General features: G+C 66.3%; 23 protein-coding genes and 1 pseudogene. 11 read left to right on the forward strand and 13 right to left on the reverse strand.

Features of this window, described 5'->3' with window-relative positions:
- Positions 1-91: 91 nt before the first annotated feature.
- Positions 92-1039, reverse strand: coding sequence for a hypothetical protein (locus ACYQ07_RS00955; protein WP_459876118.1), 948 nt, complete (start codon positions 1037-1039; stop codon positions 92-94).
- A 183-nt stretch (positions 1040-1222) separates the two neighbouring features.
- Between ACYQ07_RS00955 and ACYQ07_RS00960 the strand changes: the two genes are divergently transcribed.
- The 3 genes from ACYQ07_RS00960 to ACYQ07_RS00970 all read left to right on the forward strand — a co-directional run bounded on the left by ACYQ07_RS00960 (position 1223) and on the right by ACYQ07_RS00970 (position 5000).
- On the forward strand, positions 1223-1888 hold the full coding sequence (locus tag ACYQ07_RS00960) for a thioredoxin domain-containing protein (RefSeq protein WP_459876121.1): 666 nt from the start codon (positions 1223-1225) through the stop codon (positions 1886-1888).
- A gap of 78 nt (positions 1889-1966) precedes the next feature.
- Positions 1967-3334 (forward strand): MFS transporter, encoded by a 1368-nt coding sequence (locus ACYQ07_RS00965; RefSeq protein WP_459876124.1) that lies wholly within the window; start codon positions 1967-1969, stop codon positions 3332-3334.
- Between the two features lie 91 nt (positions 3335-3425).
- On the forward strand, positions 3426-5000 hold the full coding sequence (locus ACYQ07_RS00970; protein ID WP_459876127.1) for a sensor histidine kinase: 1575 nt from the start codon (positions 3426-3428) through the stop codon (positions 4998-5000).
- 9 nt (positions 5001-5009) lie between these two features.
- Here ACYQ07_RS00970 and menD read toward each other — a convergent pair whose 3' ends face one another.
- Positions 5010-6959, reverse strand: a complete 1950-nt coding sequence (menD, locus tag ACYQ07_RS00975) for a 2-succinyl-5-enolpyruvyl-6-hydroxy-3-cyclohexene-1-carboxylic-acid synthase (protein ID WP_459876130.1) — start codon at positions 6957-6959, stop codon at positions 5010-5012.
- Positions 6960-7086: 127 nt separating this feature from the next.
- Between menD and ACYQ07_RS00980 the strand changes: the two genes are divergently transcribed.
- Positions 7087-7770 (forward strand): nucleotide exchange factor GrpE, encoded by a 684-nt coding sequence (locus tag ACYQ07_RS00980; RefSeq protein WP_459876132.1) that lies wholly within the window; start codon positions 7087-7089, stop codon positions 7768-7770.
- 249 nt (positions 7771-8019) lie between these two features.
- Here ACYQ07_RS00980 and surE read toward each other — a convergent pair whose 3' ends face one another.
- Positions 8020-8838 carry a 5'/3'-nucleotidase SurE gene (gene surE, locus ACYQ07_RS00985; protein WP_459876135.1) on the reverse strand — a complete coding sequence of 273 codons (819 nt, stop codon included), beginning with the start codon at positions 8836-8838 and terminating at the stop codon, positions 8020-8022.
- Between the two features lie 564 nt (positions 8839-9402).
- Between surE and ACYQ07_RS00990 the strand changes: the two genes are divergently transcribed.
- The gene (locus ACYQ07_RS00990) at positions 9403-9732 is read left to right on the forward strand and encodes a DUF5798 family protein (RefSeq protein WP_459876138.1); all 330 of its coding nucleotides are present in this window, start codon (positions 9403-9405) and stop codon (positions 9730-9732) included.
- Between the two features lie 277 nt (positions 9733-10009).
- Here the strand turns inward: ACYQ07_RS00990 and ACYQ07_RS00995 are convergent, their stop codons facing one another.
- Complete coding sequence (locus tag ACYQ07_RS00995; RefSeq protein ID WP_459876141.1) at positions 10010-10579, reverse strand: DoxX family protein; 570 nt, start codon at positions 10577-10579, stop codon at positions 10010-10012.
- Positions 10580-10751: 172 nt separating this feature from the next.
- Between ACYQ07_RS00995 and ACYQ07_RS01000 the strand changes: the two genes are divergently transcribed.
- The 3 genes from ACYQ07_RS01000 to ACYQ07_RS01010 all read left to right on the forward strand — a co-directional run bounded on the left by ACYQ07_RS01000 (position 10752) and on the right by ACYQ07_RS01010 (position 12543).
- Complete coding sequence (locus ACYQ07_RS01000) at positions 10752-11159, forward strand: DUF7342 family protein (protein WP_459876144.1); 408 nt, start codon at positions 10752-10754, stop codon at positions 11157-11159.
- Positions 11159-11440, forward strand: a complete 282-nt coding sequence (locus tag ACYQ07_RS01005) for a DUF7521 family protein (RefSeq protein ID WP_459880180.1) — start codon at positions 11159-11161, stop codon at positions 11438-11440. The genes ACYQ07_RS01000 and ACYQ07_RS01005 overlap by 1 nt, the downstream gene beginning before the upstream one ends.
- Before the next feature lie 122 nt (positions 11441-11562).
- Positions 11563-12543: a PLP-dependent cysteine synthase family protein gene (locus ACYQ07_RS01010; protein WP_459876146.1), complete on the forward strand. Its 981-nt coding sequence runs from the start codon at positions 11563-11565 to the stop codon at positions 12541-12543.
- A gap of 32 nt (positions 12544-12575) precedes the next feature.
- Here the strand turns inward: ACYQ07_RS01010 and ACYQ07_RS01015 are convergent, their stop codons facing one another.
- From ACYQ07_RS01015 to ACYQ07_RS01050, 8 genes and pseudogenes are all read right to left on the reverse strand, one after another.
- Positions 12576-13703 (reverse strand): AI-2E family transporter, encoded by a 1128-nt coding sequence (locus ACYQ07_RS01015; RefSeq protein WP_459876149.1) that lies wholly within the window; start codon positions 13701-13703, stop codon positions 12576-12578.
- A gap of 288 nt (positions 13704-13991) precedes the next feature.
- Complete coding sequence (aglJ, locus tag ACYQ07_RS01020; protein WP_459876152.1) at positions 13992-14927, reverse strand: S-layer glycoprotein N-glycosyltransferase AglJ; 936 nt, start codon at positions 14925-14927, stop codon at positions 13992-13994.
- A gap of 186 nt (positions 14928-15113) precedes the next feature.
- Complete coding sequence (locus tag ACYQ07_RS01025) at positions 15114-15359, reverse strand: type II toxin-antitoxin system HicA family toxin (RefSeq protein ID WP_459876155.1); 246 nt, start codon at positions 15357-15359, stop codon at positions 15114-15116.
- Positions 15360-15626: a type II toxin-antitoxin system HicB family antitoxin gene (locus ACYQ07_RS01030; RefSeq protein WP_459876158.1), complete on the reverse strand. Its 267-nt coding sequence runs from the start codon at positions 15624-15626 to the stop codon at positions 15360-15362.
- A 94-nt stretch (positions 15627-15720) separates the two neighbouring features.
- The gene (locus tag ACYQ07_RS01035; RefSeq protein WP_459876161.1) at positions 15721-16608 is read right to left on the reverse strand and encodes an EamA family transporter; all 888 of its coding nucleotides are present in this window, start codon (positions 16606-16608) and stop codon (positions 15721-15723) included.
- A 112-nt stretch (positions 16609-16720) separates the two neighbouring features.
- Entirely contained in the window at positions 16721-16888 is a 168-nt protein-coding gene (locus ACYQ07_RS01040) for a hypothetical protein (RefSeq protein WP_459876164.1), read from the reverse strand.
- Positions 16889-17031: 143 nt separating this feature from the next.
- Positions 17032-17412, reverse strand: a pseudogene (locus ACYQ07_RS01045) (sugar phosphate nucleotidyltransferase); the annotation flags it as partial.
- Complete coding sequence (locus ACYQ07_RS01050; RefSeq protein WP_459876167.1) at positions 17411-18865, reverse strand: flippase; 1455 nt, start codon at positions 18863-18865, stop codon at positions 17411-17413. The gene ACYQ07_RS01050 and the pseudogene ACYQ07_RS01045, both read right to left, overlap by 2 nt.
- Before the next feature lie 138 nt (positions 18866-19003).
- Between ACYQ07_RS01050 and ACYQ07_RS01055 the strand changes: the two genes are divergently transcribed.
- Positions 19004-19990 carry a glycosyltransferase gene (locus tag ACYQ07_RS01055; protein WP_459876170.1) on the forward strand — a complete coding sequence of 329 codons (987 nt, stop codon included), beginning with the start codon at positions 19004-19006 and terminating at the stop codon, positions 19988-19990.
- A 25-nt stretch (positions 19991-20015) separates the two neighbouring features.
- Here ACYQ07_RS01055 and ACYQ07_RS01060 read toward each other — a convergent pair whose 3' ends face one another.
- The gene (locus tag ACYQ07_RS01060; protein ID WP_459876172.1) at positions 20016-20516 is read right to left on the reverse strand and encodes a ParB N-terminal domain-containing protein; all 501 of its coding nucleotides are present in this window, start codon (positions 20514-20516) and stop codon (positions 20016-20018) included.
- A 576-nt stretch (positions 20517-21092) separates the two neighbouring features.
- Between ACYQ07_RS01060 and ACYQ07_RS01065 the strand changes: the two genes are divergently transcribed.
- Complete coding sequence (locus tag ACYQ07_RS01065; protein ID WP_459880183.1) at positions 21093-21701, forward strand: class I SAM-dependent methyltransferase; 609 nt, start codon at positions 21093-21095, stop codon at positions 21699-21701.
- Between the two features lie 43 nt (positions 21702-21744).
- Positions 21745-24852: an oligosaccharyl transferase, archaeosortase A system-associated gene (locus ACYQ07_RS01070; protein ID WP_459876175.1), complete on the forward strand. Its 3108-nt coding sequence runs from the start codon at positions 21745-21747 to the stop codon at positions 24850-24852.
- Position 24853 lies beyond the last annotated feature (1 nt).

Raw genomic sequence — 24853 nt, forward strand, 5'->3', positions numbered from 1 at the left:
ACATCCACCCCGTCCCATCCCGTTTCGTTCACTCCGCCTCGCTCCCGCCGTCCCCCCGGGCTTCTCACGCTTCTCCGTCGTTCCCCCGAGGTCAGCGCTGCACACGTGCCAGCACGTCGATGTTGTGTGTCCCGTAGGTCAGCCGTTCGTCAGCCACGGCCTCGTGTCGGTCCGCCGCCCATTCCTCGATGGCCGTCGCGTCCAGCCGGTCCGCGGGGGCGGTGCCGCCGAGCGTCGGCGAGAGCGACTCGCGGGCGCCGGCGGCGATGTCGTCGATCCGATGGTGCAGCATGTACGCCTCGTCGGCGGGGTACGGCGGCGTCACCAGCCGGGCGGCACCACCGGCGGCGAGCACGTCGGCGCCCGATCCGGGAAGTGCGGTGAACAGCGCCCGGCCGGTGTGGGTGCCGCCGGGGCGTCCCGGCTCGTTGCGCCCGGCGTGGTAGGCGTCGAGCACCGCCTGCTCCCGGTCGGGATTCGGCGTCGGCCGGAAAAACGTCTCGCCGTCGTACGTCAACGGGAAGTACGCCAGCCCGTCGGGCACGCAGTCCAGTAGGGTGGGAAGCCCCTCCGAGAGCGCCACCATGCCGAGGAGCCCGCGGGCGACGAGCAGGTCCCACTCGCGGTCCGTCGCCTCCGCGACCGCCAGTCCGTCCGCCGCCGAAAACGTCGCCGTTACCTGTTTGCCGCGCTCCTCGTCGACGAGGTGGAGCGGATCGCCCGGCTCGGTGGCCGGCGTGTCGACTGAAAACCCCTGTGCCGGTGCCCAGTCGGCGACGGACTCGAGGGCTGCCTCCACCGCCTCCCGCCGGAGGTCGTAGCCGTCGTACACCACCCGGTCGGGGAGCACGTCCATCGACAGCAGTCGCTGCAGCGTGGCGCCGGTTTCACACCCCACCTCGAACACCCGAACCGGCTCGGCGCGCTCCGCGAGCGCCTCGCGGAGCCGGCCGAGCGTGGGGCGATGGAGCGCGCGGGCGTCCACGGTGCGTTTCGCCTCGGCGTACCGCCTGACCGTGTACTCGTCGGGGTGGGACACGCCCCTGCTACGATCCGATACGGAAAAGGCGTTGTTGCCGATGTCGCCGACCCTTCGGCGCCGGACGGCCCGAATCGGCGGACGACGGCGGCCGGCGGCCGCGGCGATGCTCGACGCTGCCGGAACACCCCGTCTCGCTGCCGTTCTCGGTGTCGTTAAGTGTGCCACGGGCCTACCGTCGCCATGAACATCACGCGACGAGCGGTGCTCGCGGGCGTCGGCACCGCCGGCGCCGTCGGACTGGCGGGCTGTAGCGACGAGGACGCACCGGACCACGACGTTCCGAACTACGACTGTTCGGACACGGCAGCCCCCGACCGGAGCGACGAGGTTCCGCGTTCCGTCATCGGCGACCCCGACGCGGGCGTGACCGTCGCCGTCTTCGAGGACTTCGGCTGTCCCGCCTGCCGCGACTACAAGCTCAACCACTTCCCGACCGTTCGCGAGGAGTTCGTCGACACCGGCGAGGTGCGCTACGAGCACTGGGATCTCCCGATCCCCACAAGCGAGGAGTGGTCGTTTGCCGTCGCCAATGCCGGCCGCGGCGTCGCGGACCGCGAGGGGAGCGAGGCGTTCTTCGAGTACGCCCGCGTCGCCTACGAGCTCGACGCCGCCGAGGGGTACTCGGAAAACGGCATCGGCTACGCCGCCGAGCAGGCGGGAGACGACCCCTGTCTCGCGATGGCGAACGCCGAGATGGGCACCTACGACGACCTGTTGCAGTCGGACCGTCAGGAGGGGAACGCCCGCGGCGTGGAGGGGACGCCCGGCATCATCGTCGACGGCGAGCACGTCTCGGGATACGACGCGGACGACGTGGTTGCCGCCATCGAGGCGGCACTCGAGTAGCGGCGATTCGGCGGTGCGGCGCCGAGAAACGTCCCGGGAGCGCGGCGCTTTTCACCCTTGGAGACGGCGGTTCGCACGATGACGACGACCCACGACGAGGACCGCCGCCGGCTCGCCGCGGTGGTGCTCGCCGTGCTCGTCTCGCAGGTGTTGTTGTACCCCGGCGTCGACGACCTGGTCGTCGCGCTCGGATCCCCGGGTGGCATCGATGCGGGGATGTGGTTTCTCGTCGCCGAGTTCTCGGCGTTCGTCGCCTTCGCCGCCGTGTGGGGCGCGCTCTCCGACGCGCTCGGCCGCCGCGTCCCGCTGGTCGTTCTCGGCGCGTTCGGCGGTGCGGCGTCGTACCTCCTGTTGACCGCGCTTCCCGGTCTCGGGGTCGGCTTCGAGGTCGCGCTCCTCGTCCGGCTGGTCGGCGGCGCGCTCACCATCGCCGCCTTCTCGCTGTCGATCACGATGCTGATGGACCTCTCCGGCGGTCACGGACGGAACATGGGCGCGGCCGGCATCGCCATCGGGCTCGGCGCCGCCGTCGGCTCCACCACGGGCGGCGTGCTCGCCGACCTCGACCCCTTTTACCCCGTTTACGCCGCCGCAGTCGTCCTCGTGAGTGCCGGGCTGTTGGCGGCGACCGTTCCGGACCGAGCCGGCAAGGTTGTCGGCACGGACGCTTCCGGGCCGGCCGTTGCAGCCGACCCTCGGCCGGACCCCGGGGCCGCGCCGGCGACCCCCGCGTCGCCCGGCACGCCGGCGAGCGAGGGACCGATCCTCGCCGGAAAGCGCGGGTCAGCTGGCGCCGACGCTCGTCCCGAGGTCGGCTTCCGCGACGTGCTCGCGCGGACGCGGTCGACGCCGGCGCTGTTCGTCCCCTTCGCGTTCGGCTTCATCGACCGGCTCACCGCCGGCTTCTTCTCGCTCGTCGGGATCTACTACTTCCGCGACGTGTTCGAGCTGTCGGCGACCGGCGCCGGCGCCACGCTGGCGCTGTTTTTCGTCCCGTTTGCGCTGTTGCAGTACCCGTTCGGGTCCCTCTCCGACCGCATCGGCCGGTTTTATCCGGTCGTCGGCGGGTCGCTCGCGTACGGCGCCGTCGTGATCGGGGTCGGCATCGCGCCCACCTACGCGGTCGCCGCGGGAATGATGGTCCTCGTCGGGGTGTGTGGCGCGCTGGTGGCGCCGGCGACGATGGCGCTGGTCACGGACCTGGTCGACGTGGAGGCGCGCGGCGCCGCGATGGGCGCGTTCAACGTGTTCGGCTCGCTCGGCTTTCTCACCGGCTTTCTGGTCGGCGGCGGGATGGCCGAGACGTTCGGATACGTTCCGGCGTTTCTGGTCGTCGGCGGACTGGAGCTGCTCATCGCGCTGCTGCTGTTCCCGGTGGTGAAGACGATCGCCCCCCACATCGGGTCGCATGCGGGCGAACAGCCGTCACGACCCGGCGACACCTGAAAGGCGGAGTGTGACCCGAAATGCGCTGTGTGACCGATCGGTGCAGTAGCCGGCCCGAACGCCTTTTTGTTCGTCTTTTGAACGATCGTGTATGGCTCCCGAACGTGTGGTCAGAGTCGCCGGCGTCGCCTCGCTCGGACTGCTCGCGGCGCTACTGCTCTACGTGCCCACGCACGAGGCGTGGGCATCGGTCGGTAACGGGGGTATCGGTCTCTCGCTGGTTCTCATCGGCGTCATTCCCGTCGCCGTCGCCGTCGCCCTCATCGGGACCGCCGGCTACCTGTGGAGACGGGACGTGCTGACGCGCCACATCACGGCTGCGGCGATGTGGGCGTGGGGCGCCGTCGCCTTCTCCTGGCTGATGCACGAGTACGTCTCCGTCGCCCAGACGATCGGCGGCGGCGCGGTGGACCATCAGGTGAACATGACGACGACGGTGGCGACGTGGTCGGTGATCGGGCTCGCAGTCGGCCTTGCCCGCTCGTTCCGCACGGAACAGCAGGAGGAGATCGCTGCCGAGCGGGACCGCTTCTCCTCGCTGTTCGAGAATACGAGCGACGCGGTGCTGGAGGTCACCACTGAGCGTTCGACCCGTGGCGCGGACGACGACGATGCTCGCGTGGAGGACGACGGCGCTCGTACGGACGGCGGCCTCAACCTCCGCGTCCTCGACGTGAACAGCACGTACGACCTCACGTTCGAGCGCGAGCCCGAAACCGTCCTCCGTGAGGCCGTCCCCGCCGAGGACGGCGACTACGAGTACGAAACGCTCTGCCGACGCGTCGCGCGCGGCGACCGGTACGGAGCGGAGATTCACGTGCGGACGACCCCCAGACAGGGCGACGACCGGTGTTTCATGCTCCGCACCGTCGACACCGCCGCGGACCGGTCGTTCATCACCCTGACCGACATCACCGACCAGAAGGAGCGGCAGCAGCTCCTCGAGGAGCGTGAACGCGAACTCGAGCGCATGAAGTCGGAGCGCGAGGCGGAACTGGAGGAGCGGACGACCCAACTGGAGTTCCTCCACAGCCTGCTGCGTCACGACGTGCAGAACGGGATGATGGTGATCAACTCCCGCGCGGAGTTCCTCGCCGACCGGGTCGACGACGACGTCGCCGAATACGCCGAGACGATCGCCGGGCGCAGCGACGACATCGCGGGCAAGATCGACCGCATGCGCGCGGCGATCGCCGCGATCACCGGGGAGGGTGCCCAAAAAGAGGTGGTCGACCTCTCGTCCGTCCTCAACGACCGGGTGGCGGCGCTGGTCACCTCCGAGCCGGACGTGGAAGTCGAGACCGCCGTCGACGAGGGGCTGCGGATCCGCGCGAACGACCTCATCGACGACGTGTTCGAGAACGTGTTGCGGAACGCGATCAACCACAACGACGCCGACCATCCCCGAATGCGGATATCGGCCGGACGCGAAAACGGCACCGTCCGCGTCAGGATCGCCGACAACGGTCCGGGTATCTCGCCCGAGAAGCGTGACGCGGTGTTCCGGCGCGGCGTGACGAGCGCCGCCGAGGGGCACGGCGGGTCCGGCTTCGGTCTCTTCTTCGTCGACACGATGGTCGACGCCTACGACGGCGTCGTCCGCATCGAGGACGCCGAGGAGGGCGGCGCCGCGTTCATCTTCGAGTTCCCCGCCGCGGAGGAGTAGTCCCCCCTCCTACTCCCCGGCCTCGCCGTGAACTGCCCGCTCGACTGCCGTTCGGAGCCGGCCTCGCGTCCGGTGGCTGGCTTCGCCGTCCGTTCGTACCTCGATCAGGTGTGAGCCGTCGGCCTGCTGCGCCTTGTGGAGCGCGTCGGCGAGTTCGCCGGTGAGTTCGTCGGCGGGTTCCTCGGCGAGTTCATCGTCGAGCGTGTCGTGGGGGTCGCCGGGCTCGCTGGGCTCCCCCTCCGGTCGCGCGTCGATCCGTGTGTACGCCAGCCCGTGCAGCTCCGCCATCGGCTCGAACTCGATGCCGTGCGGGGTGCGGAACTGCTCGGTGAACGGCGGCTCGAAGTTCTCGATGGGGAGCTCGTGGAAGATGCCGCCGCCGTCGTTGTTGATCAGGACGACCGTCGCCTCCACGTCACACCGTCGGAGCGCGAGCAGGCCGTTCGTGTCGTGGTAGAGGGCGAGATCTCCCGTCACGAGCGTGAGGTCGTCGGTCGTCGCGGCGCCGGCGCCGAGCGCGGACGACACGATGCCGTCGATGCCGGAGACGCCGCGGTTGCCGAGCGCGGTGACGTTCGTCGTGGACGGGCCGACGAAGCGGTCGAGGTCGCGCACGGGCATCGAGTTGGAGACGAACAGCGTCGCCGGGTCCGGAAGCGCGTCGGCGACGACGCGGAGCACGTCGCCCTCGTGGAACTCGACGTGGGTGTCGGCCGGCGTCTCCGGTGTATCCTCCGGCGTCTCCGGTGTATCCTCCGGCGTCTCCCTCTCCCGCGCGTGGACCGCCTCGGCGGCACGGTCCGCCTCCTCCCACTGCGCCCGCCAGTTGGGGTCGCCACCGGAGCGCACGAGCCGCGAGAGGCGGGCACAGAGGCGGTTCGGCTCGGCGACCACGAGATCGGTCGCCGTGAACTCCGCCTCCCGCCAGCGCCCCGCCGGGTCGACCACGTACTGGTCGGCGTCGGTCGCGGCGAGGTACTTCCGGAGCGGCTTGGACGTTGGTGAGCCGCCCAGCCGGAGCACGACCTCGGGGTCGTCCCAGTCGCCGGCCGGGATGTCGGTGTCGTCGCCGGCTCCATCCTCACCGCCGGCGAGCCCCGGCGAGAGGTACGCGTCGTACGCGCCGATAATCGGCGCCACGCGGGTGTGGCCGCCGTACCGGACACCCGAGAGCGGATCGGCGAGCACCGGATAGCCGGTGGCGTGCGCCAGCGCGGTCACGGCCTCCGGGTCGAGTCCGGGCGGGTCCGCGGGACCGGCGACGATCAGCCCGCGGTCCGCGGAGAGCGCTTCACCCAGCTCGCGGAGGCCCTCCTCGCTCGGCTCGGGAGTGCCCGGCGTCACGTCGACGTAGGGGCCCTCTCGACCCAGCTCCGCGGCGTCCGGAAGGTCGTCGGGTACGTCACCCGGCACTGGCGTCGGCTCCAGCGGCTTCGCGAACGGGACGTTGAGATGGACCGGGCCGGGGTCGCTCCCCTCCGCGGTGGCGACGGCGCGCGCGACCGTGGTCCGGAGCGAGCGAAGCGCGCGGTCGGCCGCGGCCGGCTCGGGCAGGTCCTTGTACGCCCGGACGGCGTCGCCGTACAGCTTCTCCTGGTCGGCGGTCTGGTTCGCCCCCGAATCCCGGAGCTCCGGCGGGCGGTCGGCGGTGAGCGCGAGCAGGGGGACCCGCCCGCGGTCGGCCTCCATCACGGCCGGGTGGTAGTTTGCGGCGGCGGTTCCCGAGGTGCAGATCAGCGGCGCCACCTGTCCGGTACGACGGGCGCGTCCGAGCGCGAAGAAGGCGGCCGAGCGCTCGTCCAGCTGCGAGAAGACGTGGAGATCCTCGTGGCGCGCGGCGGCGACGGTCAGCGGCGTGGAGCGACTGCCCGGCGAGGCGACGACGCTGTCGACGCCGGCGGCGACGAGCTCGTCGATGAGCGCCCTCGCCCACAGCGTGTTCCGATTCGGCGCGGTCATTGGCCGTCGTTGGCGGTGGTGGCTTAAATACGGTCGTGGGTTATGACGGGTGCGGACCGGGCCCCGGTCCGCCCCGGTCCGAGACGGTTCTGCAACGCTTATCCCCGACGACCGACTTCGTTCGTGTATGAGCGACGACGACGCCGTCGACATCGACGTGGAGACGCCGGAGGAGTCCGACGCGGACGCCGCGTCGTCCGACACCGCCGAGCGCGCGGCGGCCGCGACCGCCGCCGCGGAGGCCGAGGCGACGGGCGGGAGTACGGCTGAAGCGGACGCGGACAGTGAGAGTGGCAGTGAGACCCCCGAGCTCGCCGACCGCGTTGCCGACCACGACGAGGAGCTAGCCGAGGAGGTCGCCGAGCTGGAGACCGAACTCGCCGAGAAACGCGAGGAGGTCGAAACGCTGACGAGCAAGCTCGCGCGGGTCCGCGCCGACTTCTCGAACTACAAGGAGCGCGCCAAGCGCAAGCAGGACGAGATCCGCGAGCGCGCCTCCGAGAAGCTCGTCGAGCGCCTCGCCCCCGTGCGCAACGACCTGCTGCGCGCGCTCGACCAGGAGGAGGGCAGCGACATCCGCCCCGGCGTGGAGTCCACGCTGGAGAAGTTCGACGACGTGCTCACCGAGGAGGGCGTCGAGACGATCCACCCGGAGCCCGGCGACGAGGTCGACCCCAACCGCCACCAGGTGATGCTCCGCGTCGACAGCGACCAGCCGGAGGGCACCGTCGACGAGGTGTACGAGCCCGGCTACGAGATGGGTGACCGTGTCGTCACCGAGGCGCAGGTGACGGTCTCGAAGGGCGAGTAGTCCACCGCCACCAGCAGACGACCCGGCGTGCGCTACTGTGGACGGCGCACGCCGGCGGTGGCTGTGCGGGCGCGGCGGCTGTGCGGTTTCTGTTGCGGTTGGTCAGGCGTGTCGTACCGCGAGGGCGACGAGTGGCGCCGAAGGCGCCCGGGTCGTCACTCGCGGCCCCTTCTTGGTGGAGATTTTTGGCCGGGGGGTTGAGCGGAACCGGCTGAGCCGGTTCCGCTCAACCCCCCGGTTAAAAAGGTCCTAGTACGTCTCAGCGAGCCCGTCGAGCGCCTCGTGGCGTTCGGTGGTGTGCGGCGCGGTGAGCGGCGAGACGGACACCTCGCCGTCGACGATGGCGCGGCGGTCCGTGCCCACCGGATCCGGAATGGCGCCCTCGCGCATCCGGTCCCAGATCCGGTCGTGGAGCACGACCTCGCGGTCTCCGTTGCGCTCGGCGTCCATGTCGTACCAGGTGGAGGGTTCCGTGATCCGCATCGGTGCCTCTGCCGGAATCGCGTCGTCACCGTCGCCGTCCGCGCCCACCGGCGGCTCGCCCGCGATGGGGGCGTTGACGTTGAGGTAGTCGGCGCGGTCGAAGACGCCGGCGTCGACCGCGTGGTCGACGAGATACTTCGTGGCGCGTGTCGCGTGGGCGTACTCGTCGGCCGACAGCTCGCGTTTCCACCAGTCGTCGCCGCCCGGGACGTACAGCGAGGCGGCGATCGCCGGCACCTCGAAGAAGGCGGCCTCGACGGCGGCCGAGACGGTCCCGGACCGACCGAGCACGTACGCGCCGAGGTTCGCGCCCTTGTTGCAGCCGGCGACGACCGCGTCCGCGTCCGGGACGAGCTCGCCGAGTCCGGCGACGACGCAGTCCGCGGGGGTGCCGTCGACGGCGTAGCCCAGCTCGTGCTCGTGGACATCCACGTCGTGCGAGAGCGACCGGCCGACGGAGGACTGGTCGGCCGCCGGCGCCACCGCGACGACCTCGTAGTCGGCGGCGAGCGCGTCGTACAGCGCCCGGAAGCCGACGGTGTCGATGCCGTCGTCGTTCGTCAACAGGATCCGCTCGACGCTCATACAAGCCGTGTGGGTGGTCACCTCAAAAGCACACCGGGAAGCGACCAGTGAGTGATGTCGGGAGTGAGTGTTGTACGTGGTTGGGGGTGGCGTTTATAATTAGGGCGTTGGTGGACTTGGTTTCTCTTTATAAGTCGTGTTCGTTCGGTGAGGTGCTGGTTTTGCGCTGGTGAGGACCGCCGGCAAAGCCCCAGCCGGCTCCGGTCGAGGGTTCCGGAAGACGGTCCGGCTCGCGCCTTATCAGGCGCTCGCGGGCTGCGACTTCCGTCGTCCCGGAGCCGGCTGCCCCTTTGAGTCCCACCCGACCGCAACCGCTCAGCACCTCATACCTCCCCAGCCTCGCCGCTCGCTTCGCTCGCGGCGTCCCTCGCGCGCCGACGAGCTCCCAGTGGGCGCTCGCCGGGCGCGCCACCGCACCGCATCTCGTTTATAAGGAGATCGTCACCGCCACTCTCGACGGTTTATATACTCTACCGCCGGTGACGATTTGCAACACCTACTCCCACTATCGCTCACGCCGACGGCGAAGGAAACACGTAGGTGGCCGCGTGAGAACAGTTACACATGGGACTCGGCGGAACGGCCAAGAAGATCCAGACGGTGGCCGACAAGGCGGAGCAGATGTACCAGAAGCTGAACGAGCTGCGCGACGAGGTCGAGGAGACCCAAACGACGGTGAAGGACACCTCCACGCGCGTGAAGGGCCTCGAAAACGAGATGGCCGAGCAGCGCGCGGTCCTCGATGCGGTCGCCGAGGAGGTCGGCGTCGACCTCGACGCCGTCAGCACCGAGGCGCACATCGCGGAGGCGGAGGCAGCCGGCGAGGACGACGAGGCAGCCGGCGACGACGAGCCGGCCGACCGGGACGACGGCGAGCTCGACGACGGCGAGTAGTGCGAGCGCTCGCTGGCGCGGCAGTGTGACGGCACGGTATCTCGACAGCTCGCCGAATAGCGGGATCGAAAAAACCGCAGCGTGACCGGCTCCGCGTCCCCGGAGACCGGTTGGAAACGACCGGTGATGGGAGAAGCCCCCAATGGCGGTCCCTCGCCGGTCGTGGCCTCGTCACGGGTAGTGACACCTGACGTGACCAGCCGGGATTTTTATGGAAGTAGTCAACTGTTCTCACAGAATTGTCGCAGATCCGCACGCCGAAAATCGCCGGCGGCGGTTAGCCGAGGACGTACTCGAGGACTGGGTACTTCTCGATGAGGGGTTCGCCGTCGACCTCGTAGTTCTCGATGTACGTGTCGAGCCCGAGGATGCGGCCGGCGCCGAACGCGGCGACCGCGAGGAACACGAGCATGTACGCGAAGTCACCGTTGATGAAGCCGTGGGCGATATCCCAGTTGGCGACGTAGAACATCGCCATCATCAGCGCGCCGAAGAACGCTGCGAGGCGCACGAACGCGCCGACCAGCAGCCCGAGGCCGATCGCGATCTGACCGAACGGCACGGCGACGTCGACGACCGCCATCATCGTCGGGTTGCCGGCCATCCAGAGGAACTGGTCGACGAACGGCCCGCCGTTCGCGGGCACGGCGTTCGCAAGGAAGCCGTACGCGCTGAACTCGCCCCCGAGGAGCTTGTCGAGGCCCGCATACAGGAACGCGAAGCCCATCATGAGCCGCAGCGAGAGGACGAACCACGCCGAGAGGCTGTGGGCCTTCCCGCGAACCGTGAAGCCGCCGATCGTGCTCTCGAACGTGTTGGTGTCGGATTGGAGTTGGTTGGTTGCCATCTGTGTCACCTTACAGTTGAACGAACGCTTTCGGGTTGCATATATACCAGCTGTGATTCTCTACCCCGGAGAAACAGGCGCTAGGGTGCTCTAATCCGTCATCCGTGCAGTTGCCGGCACTCCCGAGTCCGTCCGCGGAACGTTTAGGTGGCCGCCGGGCGCTTCGGGGAGTATGTTCGAGGACCGACCGGGGACGGACCCCGCTCCCGACCCCGAAGTCGTCTTCGCCGCGCTCGACGACCCCGCGTGCCGCGACATCGTCGTCGCGCTCGACGAGCCGATGACCGCCAAGGAGGTGTCGGACCGCGCCGACGTGCCGCTCTCGACGGCGTACAAGAAACTCGACCGGCTGGAGTCCGCATCGATGCTGGAAGAGCACACGCAGATCGACGCCGGCGGCCACCACCGGTCGCAGTATGTGGTGGCGTTCGACCGGCTCCTCGTCGGACTCGAGGAGGAGGAGGAGGAGGAGGCGACGGCGGACGAGCGCCGGTCGTTCGACGTGGTCGTCGAGCGGTCGATCCCGGAGCCCGACGACCGGCTGGTGGAGATGTGGTCCGCGGTACGGAGGGAAACGTGATCGACCCGCTCGGGGCGACCGCGGTCGTCGCGTTCAAAACGCTCACCCTCGTGCTCGGCGGGGTGATCACCTTCTTCGCCTACCGGGCGTACCGCAACACCGGCGCACGTCCCATCGGCGCGCTCGCGATCGGATTCGGCATCGTCACGCTCGGCGCGCTCCTCGCCGGACTCGGTCACCAGGCGTTCGGGTTCGACACCGACGCCGTGCTGGTCATCGAGAGCGCGCTTACGACGGTCGGATTCGCGGTCATCCTCTACTCGCTGTACGTCGACCGCTGAGCCGCGACCCGGAACGCGCGGCGGTGGTTGTCAGCGCGGCCAGCCCACAAGCACGTCCCCGATACCCCCCGCGCGTCCCGGGGATGGAAACACACAAAACCCGAGGTAACATTTGCCATCACATGACCACCCACCGGGAACCCCTTTCGTCCGTCCTCGAGACGATCGGGGAGACCCCGCTCGTTCGCGTTCACGACTCGCCGGACTCGGTGCCGGTGTACGCTAAACTCGAGTCGTTCAACCCGGGTGCGAGCATTAAGGACCGTATCGGCCGGTACATGCTCGAGCGGATGTTGGAGCGCGGCGACGTCGACCCCGGCGGCACGATCATCGAGCCGACCGCCGGCAACACGGGGATCGGCATCGCAGTCGCCGCCGGCCGCCTCGACCTGGAGGCCGTCTTCGTCGTCCCCGAGCGCTTCTCGCTCGAGAAACAGCAGCTCATGCGCGCGCTCGGCGCCGAGGTGATCAACACGCCCACCGAGGAGGGGATGGGATACGCTATCGACCGCGCCCACGAGCTCGCCGACGAGCTCGACAACGCGGCGGTCCCCCAGCAGTTCTCGAACCCGCTCAACGCGGAGGCCCACTACGAGACCACCGGTCCCGAGGTCCACGAGGCGCTCGACGGCGAGGTGGGCGCCGTCGTCGCCGGCTGTGGTACCGGCGGCACGCTGATGGGGATGGGCGAGTACCTCCGCGAGCAGCACCCGGACACCCACATCGCCGCGGTCGAGCCCGCGGGCTCGGCGTACCGCGAGTTCCTCGGCGAGGACCCGGAGCACGGCGAGTACAAGACGGAGGGGATCGGGACCCACGACATCGAGACGAACGTCCTCTTCGACCCCGAGCTCGTCGACGAGATCTACTCCATCCCGGACGAGGAGACCCACGCCGAGATGCAGCGACTCGCCGCGGAGGAGGGACATCTCGTCGCCTCCTCGTCGGCCGCAAACGCGCTCGCCGCAAAGCGGGTCGCCGAGGGGATCCGCGACGGCGAGATCGACGCACCGTACGACTCCGTCGTCACCGTCTTTGCCGACTCCTCGGAGCGCTACCTCTCGAAGGGCGTCTACGGCGACTTCGAGGAGTGGGAGGGGTAGGCCGGCGGTCGCGGTTGACGGCCCCCGTTCAGTTAGTCGTCAGCGAACTCCTCCAGCCGCTGCTGTCCGGGTGGCACGGCGTCTTTCGGTGGTTTCGGCTCTGCACCGAGCAGCCGAGGGAGTGCGGTGTACGCGAACGTCAGCGCCAGCACGAGGATGATCGGCGCCAGGAACAGCCCGTGGAAGCCGAACACCACGGGACCGAAGATGTACGCCAACATCAGGAGGCCGACGTGGGTCACCTTCCCGCTGAAGTACGGCCGGAGCACGAGGTCGGGGATCGTGTCCACGATAACGACGGCGACGACGAGGAACCCGAGAATGTACGCTAACGCCTGTGGCTCGACCGCCAAGCCGTTCGCCAGCAGCGCGGGGGCCGCGGCGGCGCCCGCCAGCGGGAGGTAGACGATCTTCATCCCGACGACGGGAATCAGACTGGCGACACCGGTAAGCGCGCCGGCGAGCGCGGGATACGGCACCTGCACGGCGGCGGGTGCCACGAGGTTGTACCCCATATACGTCACCACGGCGATGATCGAGATGGCGATCACGTTGAGCAGGTTGCCGAACAGCACTGCCTCCAGTTCGTCGTCAGCGGCCTCCAGGTACTCGCGGACGATCGCGTCGTCGTCGAACGCCACCAGCCAGTCGTGGGCGCGCGATCCGTCGATCAGCAGGTAGTAGGTGACGACGACCGTGATCAGCAGGTTGAGCAGGAAGCCGGTAAGCGTCTCCGTCAGGAAGGCGGCGTGCTCGATCGTAAACTCGATGAAGGGGTCGAAGCTCCCCGAGCGGTACATTTCGGCCAGGCCGTCGAGCGTCGGCTCCGGGAGTTCGCCGGCGTCATCCAGCCAGTCGACGTTCTCGGCGGCAGCCGCGACCACGTCGTACTGCTGGACGAACTGGCGCACTTCGATCACCATGAGAACGACCGTATAGCTGATCAGCCCGATGAGGGGGACGCCGACGAACGAGAGCGCCAGACCCGCCCGGACCCGGGACGGAAGTCGGAGCCGCTCCAGCCCGTGGTAGAACCGCCGCGTCGAGTAATAGAGGAACACTGCCATCGTGAGCGCGGCGACGAACCGGTACGCGACGTATGCCGTGATGAGGCCGACGGCGAGGCCGAAGAGGGTGACTACGAACCGTTTCTCGTCCATGCTCCGTTCCAGTTCTCCCCGGCTTATAAAGCCCGGCGGCGAGCGCCTCGACGCCTACGAGGTAGCCGACGCCATCGCGCTCGCCGACGCGTTCGCGACGATGACCGCGAGCGGTGCCGAAGAGAGTGATGAGAGGGAGGAGTCGGCGGGGATGTGTCCGGTCGTCGTTGACCGTGCTGGCGTCAGATCGTCGACCGGGAGACCGTCGAGCGTGCCGGCGGCGTGTGCGAGGGTCTCTCCTGATAGCCTCGGGACCGGAGCGTCCCGTTCAGCCGCGCTCAAACGCGCTCAGTCGCTCCGGTCGCCCCGGTCGCTCACCCGCTCGCGGTGGCTGAGCTGCTCGCGATGGAGCGTGAGGATCATGTCCGCGAGGACGCCGAAGATGAGCAGCTGGATCCCGAGGATGGTGGCTCCGACGGCGCCGACTGCGACGATCTCGTGGCCGACGCCGGCGACGATCCACCGGTAGAGCACGTAAGCGGTCATCACGAGGCCGGCGGCCGTCGAGAGGGCGCCGACGCTCCCGAAGTAGAACAGCGGGTTGTTCGTCTTCGCCTTGCGGTAGAGTTCGAGGAAGATGACGCCGCCGTCACGCACGGGATTGAGGTTGGTGGCGGAGCCGTCCGGACGCGGGAGGTAGGTGATGGGAACGACCGTCACCCCAACCCGATTCTTGACGCACTCGACGGCCATCTCCGTCTCGATGCCGAAGCCGTCGGCGGTGAGGTTCATCCGGAGGAACGACTCCCGGGTGAACGCGCGGTATCCCGAGAGGATGTCCCGGTAGTGGTGTCCGTGAATGACGCGGAACGCGGCGTTGATGACCCGGTTTCCGACTTGGTTGAGCGTCGTCATCGCCCCCGGGCGCATGTCCGCGAAGCGGTTGCCGATCACGTGTTCGGCGTCGCTCGAGAGGAGGGGGTCGAGCATGGCGTCGGCGTCGTCCGCGTCGTAGGTCGCGTCGGCGTCGACCATCAGGACGTACGGCGCCTCGACGTGATCGCGCACCGCCTCCCGCACCGCCTGACCCTTGCCGCGACCGGACTGGCGGACGACGCGCGCGCCGGCCTCGCGGGCCGCCTCACGCGTGCCGTCCGTGGAGCCGCCGTCGACCACCAGCAGGTTGTCGAACCCCGCTTCCCGGTAGTCCGCGACGACGGTGCCGACCGTCGCGGCCTCGTCCATGGTCGGCAGGAGGACGCAGATGTCGTCGTACTCGCTCATTGACGGGTGGTGACGGGGGAGTCGCTAAACTCTGTCCCTCCGCGGTCGGCGGCGAGTGTGGGGGTGTGGGGACTGCGGCGAGAGCGCAGTCACATCGGCGCTGTTGAACCCGTCTCGTTCAGACGGACGCTTGCCTGAAACAGTCGGCCGATAGGGACTGCAAAGACACCGGTGCCGCCGTCTGTGCTATCTATGGTCGTCAATCCACTCACACCACTCTTGGAAGTCGTCAGCCCCGCATTGGTCGGCTATCGAGTGAAGCGTCCCGATCCGAACCTCCGTATGAAGCGGAACATCGACATTTCGCACCTCGCCGGTGTCCGTATTTTCATAGCGGAGACGGACGTGACTACCACGGTGTGACTGTGGAACGTACCCAAAATCAGTTAGTACTGCGATTATTTCTTGACCCGAAAACGTCTGCCGAACCATCTACCGCAAGAAGTCAGGAAGTTCCTTTTCGTTAGCATCGGAGCTCACACCGATCTCCTGTAAAAAATCGTCGGGGTCTTCGATAGGATCGCCGTCACCGGATTCAAGCGTGAGCACCTCTGCAAGCTGTGTGAGTGCCTCAGATCGGGTGTTTCCGCCACGGGCGAGTCCCGTTTCGAGATCGCGAGCAGTGATGGTCCCGTCGTCTTCACGGATAAACTCGATCCCGTCGGGATCGTCCTCATCTCGACGAGTCGCGCTTGCCATACCTGTTCTACGTGACCCGCTCTGAATAAGTGTTCGGCTGTACGGACCGGAAACGGGCCCGGGTGTGTCCCACGTAGCGGCCCCAACGACGCCGTCACATCGCGATGAGCGTCACGCCGGCGACCGCCAACACCGCTGCGACGAGCCGCACCCGGAAGTAGCGCTCGCCGAGCAGGAGCCCGCCGAGGATCACCGCGACGACCGCCTGCACGTTTATCACCGGCGACGCGATGCTCGCCGGGAGGAGCGCGAACGCCAGCGTCGTCACGTGTTCGCCCGTCGCCACCAGCGCGCCCGCGAACAGGAACTTGGGGAGGTCGGCACGCACCCGGGCCGCGTCGGGGTGATTCCGCAGCGCGCTCGGGAGGAGAACGACGGCGACCCCCGCCAACAGCAGGGGCACCCACAGCCGCTCGGGAATCGCCAGCTCCTGCAGCGCCACGCGTTTGCCCACGTCGCTGACGGCATACAACATTGCGCTCACGAGTGCGAGCTGTGCGGGCCGGGAGTTGGCCGCCTTGCGGAACGGCTCCAGAAAGCCGCCGGGCTCGTAGTTCGCGACGTAGACGGCGAGCGTGGCGACGACGACGCCGACCACCTGGATGGGGGAGAGGAGCTGCCCGAGGAGGAGCACCTCCAGCGGGAGCACGAACATGGGGACCACCTTGTTGATCGGCGTCACGTACGACACCTCCCCGTTCGCGATCGCCGTCAGAAAGAGCACGAACGCGCCCGCGGTCGCCACGACCGTCACCGCCGTGATCGCCAGCTCCGCGAGCCCGAAGGCCGCGAGCGCGGCGCCGGCGGCGTCCTCGCCCGTCGGGCCGGTCGCGACGACCGGCAGGTACCACGCGATCGCCGTCGCGTTGATGAGGACGGTGAGCGTCGCCGGCGGGTAGCCGTCGAAGAGGCGCTTGAGAAGGAAGATGTAGACGCCCCACACGAGGGCCGCGACGACCGCGAACCCGAGGCCTGCCTCCATTGGCAAGACGGACGCCGGCGGCCGCGAAAGGGCGTTCGATCGCGGCGGATGTTAGGGCGGAATCGGTGGTGGCCAAACGCGGCACCGAGAAACGTCCTGGTGGGTGGAGACGTTACTGGTCTTCTCGGAGGTCACGAACGGCCTCGACGGCGTCGAGATCCACGTCGAGCGCGAGACCGGCTAGGGCGTCGCCGAACGGCCTCGACTCGTCGTCAGTCGGATCCACAGACGTGAACTCGGCGAAGTCGTCGGTGATTTCGACGGCGTCGGTTTCGCCCATATCGATGGGATTCAACTCCGAGGCACCGTCTGACTCATCGCTCACCATACGCGAAGGTATGGCGTCACATCTGATAAAACCCGAGATCGGGTGGCACTCGCGAGCTGTCGGTGTCACCCGCGCCTCGTCGCCGGCGCGGCGGCCTAGCGCTCCGCGGTCGCGCCGTCGTCGGCCTCTGCCGCCTCCTCGTCGTCCTCGCCGTCGCTCTCCTTCGCGTCTTCGCCGTCGTCGCTCTCCTCACCCTCCAGCTCCGCCAGGCGCTCGGCGGCGCGCTCGCGGTCCTCCGGGAACCCCACGTCGATCCACCGGGTGACTGCGTCACCCGAGGTCCCGCTCGCAAGCCCGCGGGACCGCCACCCGTCCAGCTGGATCGCGTCGATGGTCCGGCCGGACTGGATGAGCAGGTCGATCGCGTCCGGGAGCTCGTACTCGCCGCGGTCGGAGGGCTGCACCAGGTGGCAGGCATGGAAGATCGCCGGCGAGAACGTGTAAAAGCCCGTCATCACAAGGTTACTCGGCAGATCACCGACCGAGAACGTCTACCGGGAGATTGCGCATGGCCGTCTTCCGGAACCGAGCGGAGATGACGAGCAGCACGAGGAAGTAGGTCGCGGCACCGAGCCCGACCAGCAGAGCCACGAACATCTCGTTGAAGACAGCTATCATCGTTCCCTCGCTCAAGGCCCTGGCGGAGTACACCACGCCACCCATGACGAGCGCGGCGGCAACCTGACGCCCCACGTCGCCCACGGGTGCGGTAAAGTCGACGAGTCGGGTGAGTGCAGCGTACGACAGTATGGCGCCGACGAACGTGGAGGCGACGCTCGCGATTGCGGCGCCGACGAGTCCGAGTGTGGGGATCAACGCGAGGTTTAGCCCCGCGTTCGTGACGATGAAGACGATGTTGATCCGGAACGAGAGGTCGGGTCGGTCGACGGCGTTGAGCGCGTTCGACAGCTGCTTCTGGTAGGCGTACAGCAACACCGCGAAAATCAGCAATCCGAGGATCGTCGTCCCCTCGGCAAACTCGGGGCCGTACACCAGCATGATCCGGTCCGCGAGGAGCACGCCGCCGACGAGTCCCGGGATCGCGACGAGGCCGGCGAACGCCAACGAGTCCTCGACGAGCCCGCTGGCGGCGTCGAGGCCATCTTGGGATTTTTGGCTGATCTCCGGGAACAGCGTGTCGCGAATCGCGGTGGCAAAGAGGTTGAGGAACTTCGCGAGGCTCCAGACGACGACGTACACGCCGATCAGCGCCTCACCGACGAACACCCCGAGCACGAGCACGTCCACGTCGTTGAACGTCCGAGACTGGAGGTTGCCGAGCCACGAGAACTTCGCGTAGTCGTAGACGCTCCGAAAGTGGCGACGGCGCGGGCGACGGAGGGACGTCGAGACGCACGCAACCCCTATGACCCCGATCAGGATCCCGCCGGCGGCGTAGCCGACGAGCATTCCGAGAAGGCCGAAGCCGGCGAGGACGAGGGTGATCTGGACCAGGCTTCGGGTGCCGAACTTCACCGGATCGAGGAGTCCGGCGATGTGGACCTTGTGCTCCCCTTCCAGCGTCTTCAGCGTCACCTTGTAGAACAGCCGGATGAACAGCAGCGCCACCACGAACCACACCACCGACACGGCGACGTACGCGTCGAACGCGCCGACGTACGCCTCGACGTACGGCTGCGCGAGCACGACGCCCGCCGAGATGACGAGGCCGAACGCGACCGCCGTGAGGAGCCCGGCGGCGAGATGCTCGCCGCGCTCCTCGCCCTCGCTTAGGCGCTTGGTGACGGCCGTGCCGACCCCCATCGTCCCGCCGAGCTGGAGCCACGCGACCAGCGTCAGGACGAGCCCGTAGATGCCGAGGACCTCCGCGCCGACGACGCGCGCGAAGAAGATGGTCGCGAGAAAGGCGAGGACTGAGCCGACGACTTTCGACGCGAAGACGATAATGGAGGTTTGGCCTGGGCGCATCGATCGTATCTGACCTGTGTGACCTGTCGTGATATATCTCACCCACTTTCGACGGTGGATTCATGCTGCGATAGCTGGTCGTATACGCGTAACCAGTCGAAACGGTAATTGCTAGAAAGGTCGAGTATCCAATAACGAATGGACCAACGTTCTGATGCCGATAAGACGGTCCGCCCGCTCCCATCGTCACCAACGATCTCGGTCGTGATCACCACGTACGACGAGCACATCTACCACCACTTCGCGGAGTGTGTCAGAAGCGTGCTCGCTCAGATGTACGACGATTTCGAGGTCGTGATCGTCACGGAAACGGAACACGCCCAAACGCACGTTGAGGAGGACTTCGCTGATCGGGTTGAAATCACCCACGTGCACACAGAGGAATCCCAAAATCTAGCATCTGCCCGGAATATCGGTGCCGACCACGCCGAAGGCGACGTGTACGCGTTCATCGATGATGATGCCGCTGCTGATCCCGATTGGTTAAGCGAGATCGCTGATGGATACGTTGAGAACGATGCACTCGCTGTAGGCGGGAAGCTCGAAGCCGACTGGCCGGACGGCAAACCTGCGTACCTTCCCCCCGAATTCTATTGGCTGGTGGGAGTCACACATGAGGGGTTCCGGGAAACGGAAGGTCCCGTTCGAAACACCTTCGGTGCGAACATCACGTTCAGGGCCGACGTGTTCGATTCACTCGGGGGATTCGACACACAATTCGGCAAGGACCACGGGCACAATTTGCAGGGTGAAGAAACGGAATTGTGTGCACGGTTATCGAGAGAGTATAGAGAGCAGTTGTACTACAAACCGAATGCCGTGGTCACTCACAAGGTGTATCCGTGGCAACTAAGATGGTCATGGCTCTGCAACCGGGCCTACTGGCAAGGGTACACGAAGCGGCTGCTACAATTGACGGTTCCTGAAAGTACAGGTGAAGAGTCTCAGTACCTCTCTCATCTCTTCAAACGGGCAATTCCGAGTTACATCAAGAATACTGTCAACACTCGAAGTACAGAACCCCTGTTAAGAGGTGTTTCATGTATGGCGTTAGTTTTGTTCGTCGGATCGGGATTTCTTCATCTCTCATTCCGAAGATTCATTGCAAAATCGAGTGCGACTTGATCTGACGTTTGTCACTCTACTTCAGTCATAGATCCTGCAGGTCAGGATGATCCTTTGTAACCGGACGTTCTACTATCGAATCCCGGTACTCCATCCACATCTCGTGTCTAACATGTATCACTGCAGGGATTGAATCAATTTCCAATAATTTCGCGACGATTAGTCTATGTTTCCCGTCTGCAAGGAGGAGGTCTCCATTTCTCCCCACGTCTACTGCCACTTCGTCAAGTTCGCGCGGATAGAGCGAACTTGTCCGTCCTTTTCCGGTTGACAGTTCCTTTTGAGGAAGATATCCATCGTCCAATATTGTATTATATAGCTTATCAAATTCAGTGAGTGATTCAAATACATCATCAGAATCAGAGAATGATTTCGTACCCCATCTGTTGTGCTCCACACGTTCGACTAATTCTTGTATCTCGTTGATATTTTCCCAGGCATCTCCGTTCTTAAAATGTTTTTTTGCAGCTATATAAAGGAAATGTTCTTCAATTTGGTCGCATTCTTTATCCCAGTCACCATCCATCACCTTTCCAAAATATAAGCGACGATTGAGATATGGTTTGCTTCGACCAGTTATATATTCTATATTTGTTGGATCAATACGGACGGATTTGAAAGGGCATGGAGGATGATTATAATCGAGAACATCTCTCGAAGCCCGCCATCTATAATAGTTAAATCGAAGATCGGTTGATAAGAGTTGATCTACCTTGTAGCAGAGCGCTACGACAATCGTCTCTAATCCACCTCGAACAACGTGGTATACCCCCCCATCATGGAGTTCCAAAACGATCTGTCGAATTTGCTTATGTATGAATCCCATATCAATTGTAGCGTTTGTACGATGGTGCGTAGTACATTTTATTTTTCTCATCCATCATCAACCACTCGCCAAGAATGTCCTTGAGGTACCATAGACCTCGACAAAACACAGTACTATCAAGGTGGACCCAAAGTGCGAGTTATGCGGGAGGCCGAGCTTATCGAAAGAATCAACGAGGAGGTGTCCGACGAAGACCGTGCTCGTGAATCAACCCTCCAGTCAGTAGAGGAAGTAGCTACTTTGTTATCGCCTCTTCAGAAACAAAACCTAGAGAAGATGGCAGCGCTTGGTATTGGTCATGGTGCGTTGCCAGCCTCGATAGCGCGAGCATATGATATTATTAACATTCATGGAATTGACGTTGACGACGAGTGTCGGCAGGTAGCATCAGAGCACGGAATTTCTACCTACGATGTAGATGTTGAAGTGGAAACACTTCCGTTTGAGAATGGTGAAATAGACCTTGTCGTCTCCTTCGGCCTCCTCGAACACCTCACGTGGTACGACAACGTGCTGTCCGAGACGAACCGCGTGCTCCGCGACGGCGGCTACGCGCTGTTCGCGATGCCGAACATGGCCGGCTGGACCAACCGTCTCTCGCTGCTCACGGGTCACCAGCCCCGAAACGTCGAGTTCTCGCGGGAGAAGGCGTTCGGCATCCTCGACGCGTACGGGACGAGCTCGACGGTCGGGCACGTCCACACACCCACCGTCGGAGCGTTCAGGGAGTTCCTGGAGCATCACGGGTTCGAAGTCGTCGACACCGTCGGGCTCCACCCCTACCAGCGTGGCCGTCTCGTCGCGCTCGTCGACCGCGCGGTCTCCTGGCGTCCCTCGCTCTGCCGGCGGTTCGCCGTGCTCGCTCGATTGCCCGTCGACGAGTAGGGCATCATAAGGCTTATGCGCGTTTTCCCTATCGTTCAAGGCAATGAGCGAAAACGGCGCACCTCCCGACGACGGAGGTGATTCGATTCTCGACGCCTTCGAGAATTACTACCACATACCCGCCCTCCTCGGCGCAGTAGTGTTCATGTTCTGGACGCGCGTCCAGTCCTGGGACAACTTCGTCGTGGACGGCGAGGTGTTGTTCCGTGGAAACGACCCGTGGTACCACTACCGCGAGACGATGTACCTTCTCGAAAACTGGCCGTGGACGATGGAGTACGAGGTCTGGTCCGGGTTCCCGTACGGCCGCTGGACCGGCCACTTCGGGACCCTCTGGGACCACATGACGGCACTCCTCATCTTCGTCACCTCGCCGATCACGGGTGGTGGCGAGCACGGCGCGATGCTCACCATGTTGTTCATGTCGCCCATCGTCGGCGTCCTCGTCGCGGTCCCCACGTACTTCATCGCCCGGCGCTTCGTCGACCGCTTCGCCGCCGTCATGGCGGTCGTCGTGCTCGCGCTCATCCCGGGGACGTTCTTCAGCTACACCCTCGTGGGGTTCAACGACCACCACGCGGGTGAGGTTCTCTTCCAGACGCTCGCCGTCCTCGCGTTCCTCGTCGCCTTCGCGGTCGCCGAGCGCGAGAAACCCGTCTGGGAGCTCGTCGTCGACCAGGACTGGGAGGCCCTCAAAAAGCCCACGGCGTATGCGGCCGCTGCCGGATTCGTGCTTGCACTCTATCTCTGGACGTGGCAGCCCGGCGTGATGATGGTCGGGTTCACGGGGATCTTCCTGGCGATCAAGATCACGAGCGACGTGTATCACGGGAAAAGTCCGGAGCCGGTCGCGTTCGTTGGTGCGATTTCCTTGGGGCTTGCAGGGCTGTTGATGCTGATCCCGCTTGAGGAGCTCACGATCCGGGTGACTGGATACTCCCTGTTACAGGTGATCCTCCCCCTCGCGGTCGCCCTCGGCTGCGTCTTCCTCGCCTGGCTCGCCCGCGAGTGGGAGTCGCGCGAGCTCGACGCCGACCTCTACCCGCCGGCGGTCGGCGGGCTGATCCTCGTGTCGATGGCGGTCGTCTGGGCCGCGCTCCCCTCCCTCTGGTCCACCGTCACCAGCAACCTCCTCAACACGGTCGGCTTCTCCGCACGGGACACAACCCGTACCATCGGCGAGGCCGCCCCGCCCCTGATGCGCCAGGGCTTCGCGGACTTCGTGATCTCCCAGTACGGGCTGGCGTTCGTCCTCGCGCTCGCCGCCGTCTTCTGGATCGTCGCGCGCCCCCTCATCCGCAGCGAGGAGACGAACCACACGCTGTACGTCGTCGCCGCGCTCGCGGTCGTCGGCTCGGTGTACGCCGCGCCCGGCCTCTACGGGACGATCGGCGGCCTCGCCGGCGTCGGCTGGCAGGTCGTCGGGCTCGTCATCGCGACGGCGTTCCTCGTCGGCGCGACGTTCCTCGCGAAGTACGACACCGAAGAGCTCTACTTCGTCGTGTGGGCCGTCTTCATCGGGAGCGCGGCGTTCACCCAGGTGCGGTTCAACTACTACCTCGCCGTCATCGTCGCGATCGCGTCGGCGTACTTCCTCCAGCTCGCCATCGACCGGCTCGACCTCGCGCGCTCGCTCGACGAGCTCCGCGACCTGGAGGGCTGGCAGGTGATGGCGGGCGCGACCGTCTTCCTCGTGCTCCTCGCCCCGCTCGTCTTCATGGCCGGTCCCGTCTGGGCGGTCGGCGCCGCGACGGGTCCCGGCGACGTCACCGAGTGGGACGAGAGCCTCCAGTGGATGAACGACGAGACGCCGCATCCGGGCGAGCTCGAGGGCCACGACAACGCGATGGAGCACTACGGCACCTACGAGCGACCCGAGGACGACGACTTCGACTACCCTGAAGGCGCCTACGGCGTCCAATCGTGGTGGGACTACGGCCACTGGATCACCACCCGCGGCGAGCGGATCCCGAACGCCAACCCGTTCCAGCAGAACGCGGGTGAGGCGGCCAACTACCTGCTCGCGCCCGACGAGGACACCGCTGCCGGCGTGCTCGACCGACAGAGCACGGAGGGCGGTGACACCCGCTACGTGATGGTCGACTGGCAGATGGTGACGCCGGGCTCGAAGTTCGGCGCACCCGTCACGTTCTACGACGATGCGGAGGTCGAACAGGACGACTTCGTCTGGCAGCTGTTCCAGGCGGGCGAACAGGGCGTCCAGCCGGTGTCGCAGGTCCACACCCAGCGCTACTACGAGAGCCAGATGGTGCGCCTGTACGAGTTCTACGGCAGCGCCGCCGACCCCGAGCCGGTCGTCGTCACCTACGACGACGAGCAGTTCACGGACCAGCGCACGGGCGAAGCGGTCGACCTGCGCACGACGCCCTCGGCTGACGAACCCGCCGTACAGCGGTTCGACACGATGGCGGAGGCCGAGGCGTACGTCGAGGAGACGCCGGGCGCGCAGATCGGCGGCGTCGGCGACAACCCCGAGGAGCGCGTCGACGCGCTCGAAAACTACCGGCTCGTCCACGCCACCGAGGCGCCCGGGCAGGGGCCGTTCGCCCAGCAGCTCCAGGGACTCGCACAGCTCGGCGTCGACGTCGAGTCGGTGCTCCAGACGGACATGCTGGAGGCGTTCTCCGACGACTTCGTGAAGACGTTCGAGCGGGTTCCCGGCACGAGCGCGACGGGCACCGGCGCGGACGCCGGCGACGAGGTCGAAGCGACCGTCGAGATGGAGAAGCCCAACGGCGAGACGTTCGAGTACACCCAGTACGCGGAGGCGGACGCGAACGGCGAGTTCGAGCTCCACCTTCCGTACGCGACGACCGGCTACGACGAGTTCGGTCCAGACGAGGGGTACACCAACACGAGCGTCCGCGCGACGGGCGCCTACGAGGTGACCACCGAGGACGGCCTGCTCGTCGGCGAGCTCGACGTGAGCGAGGCGCAGGTCGTCGGCGAGGACGAGACGACCGCCACGGTCGAACTCGAGCCCGCGGCGGAAGCCGAGGACGAGGACGCCGAAACCAACGGGGCCGAGGAGGACAGCGAGGAGGACGGAGAGGGGGGTAGCGAGACCGGCTCGCTCTCGGCCGACGGCACGCTCGATGCCGCGGCATCGCTCGCCGAGGCCGGCTCGTAAC

The organism is Halorubrum gandharaense (assembly GCF_054654575.1).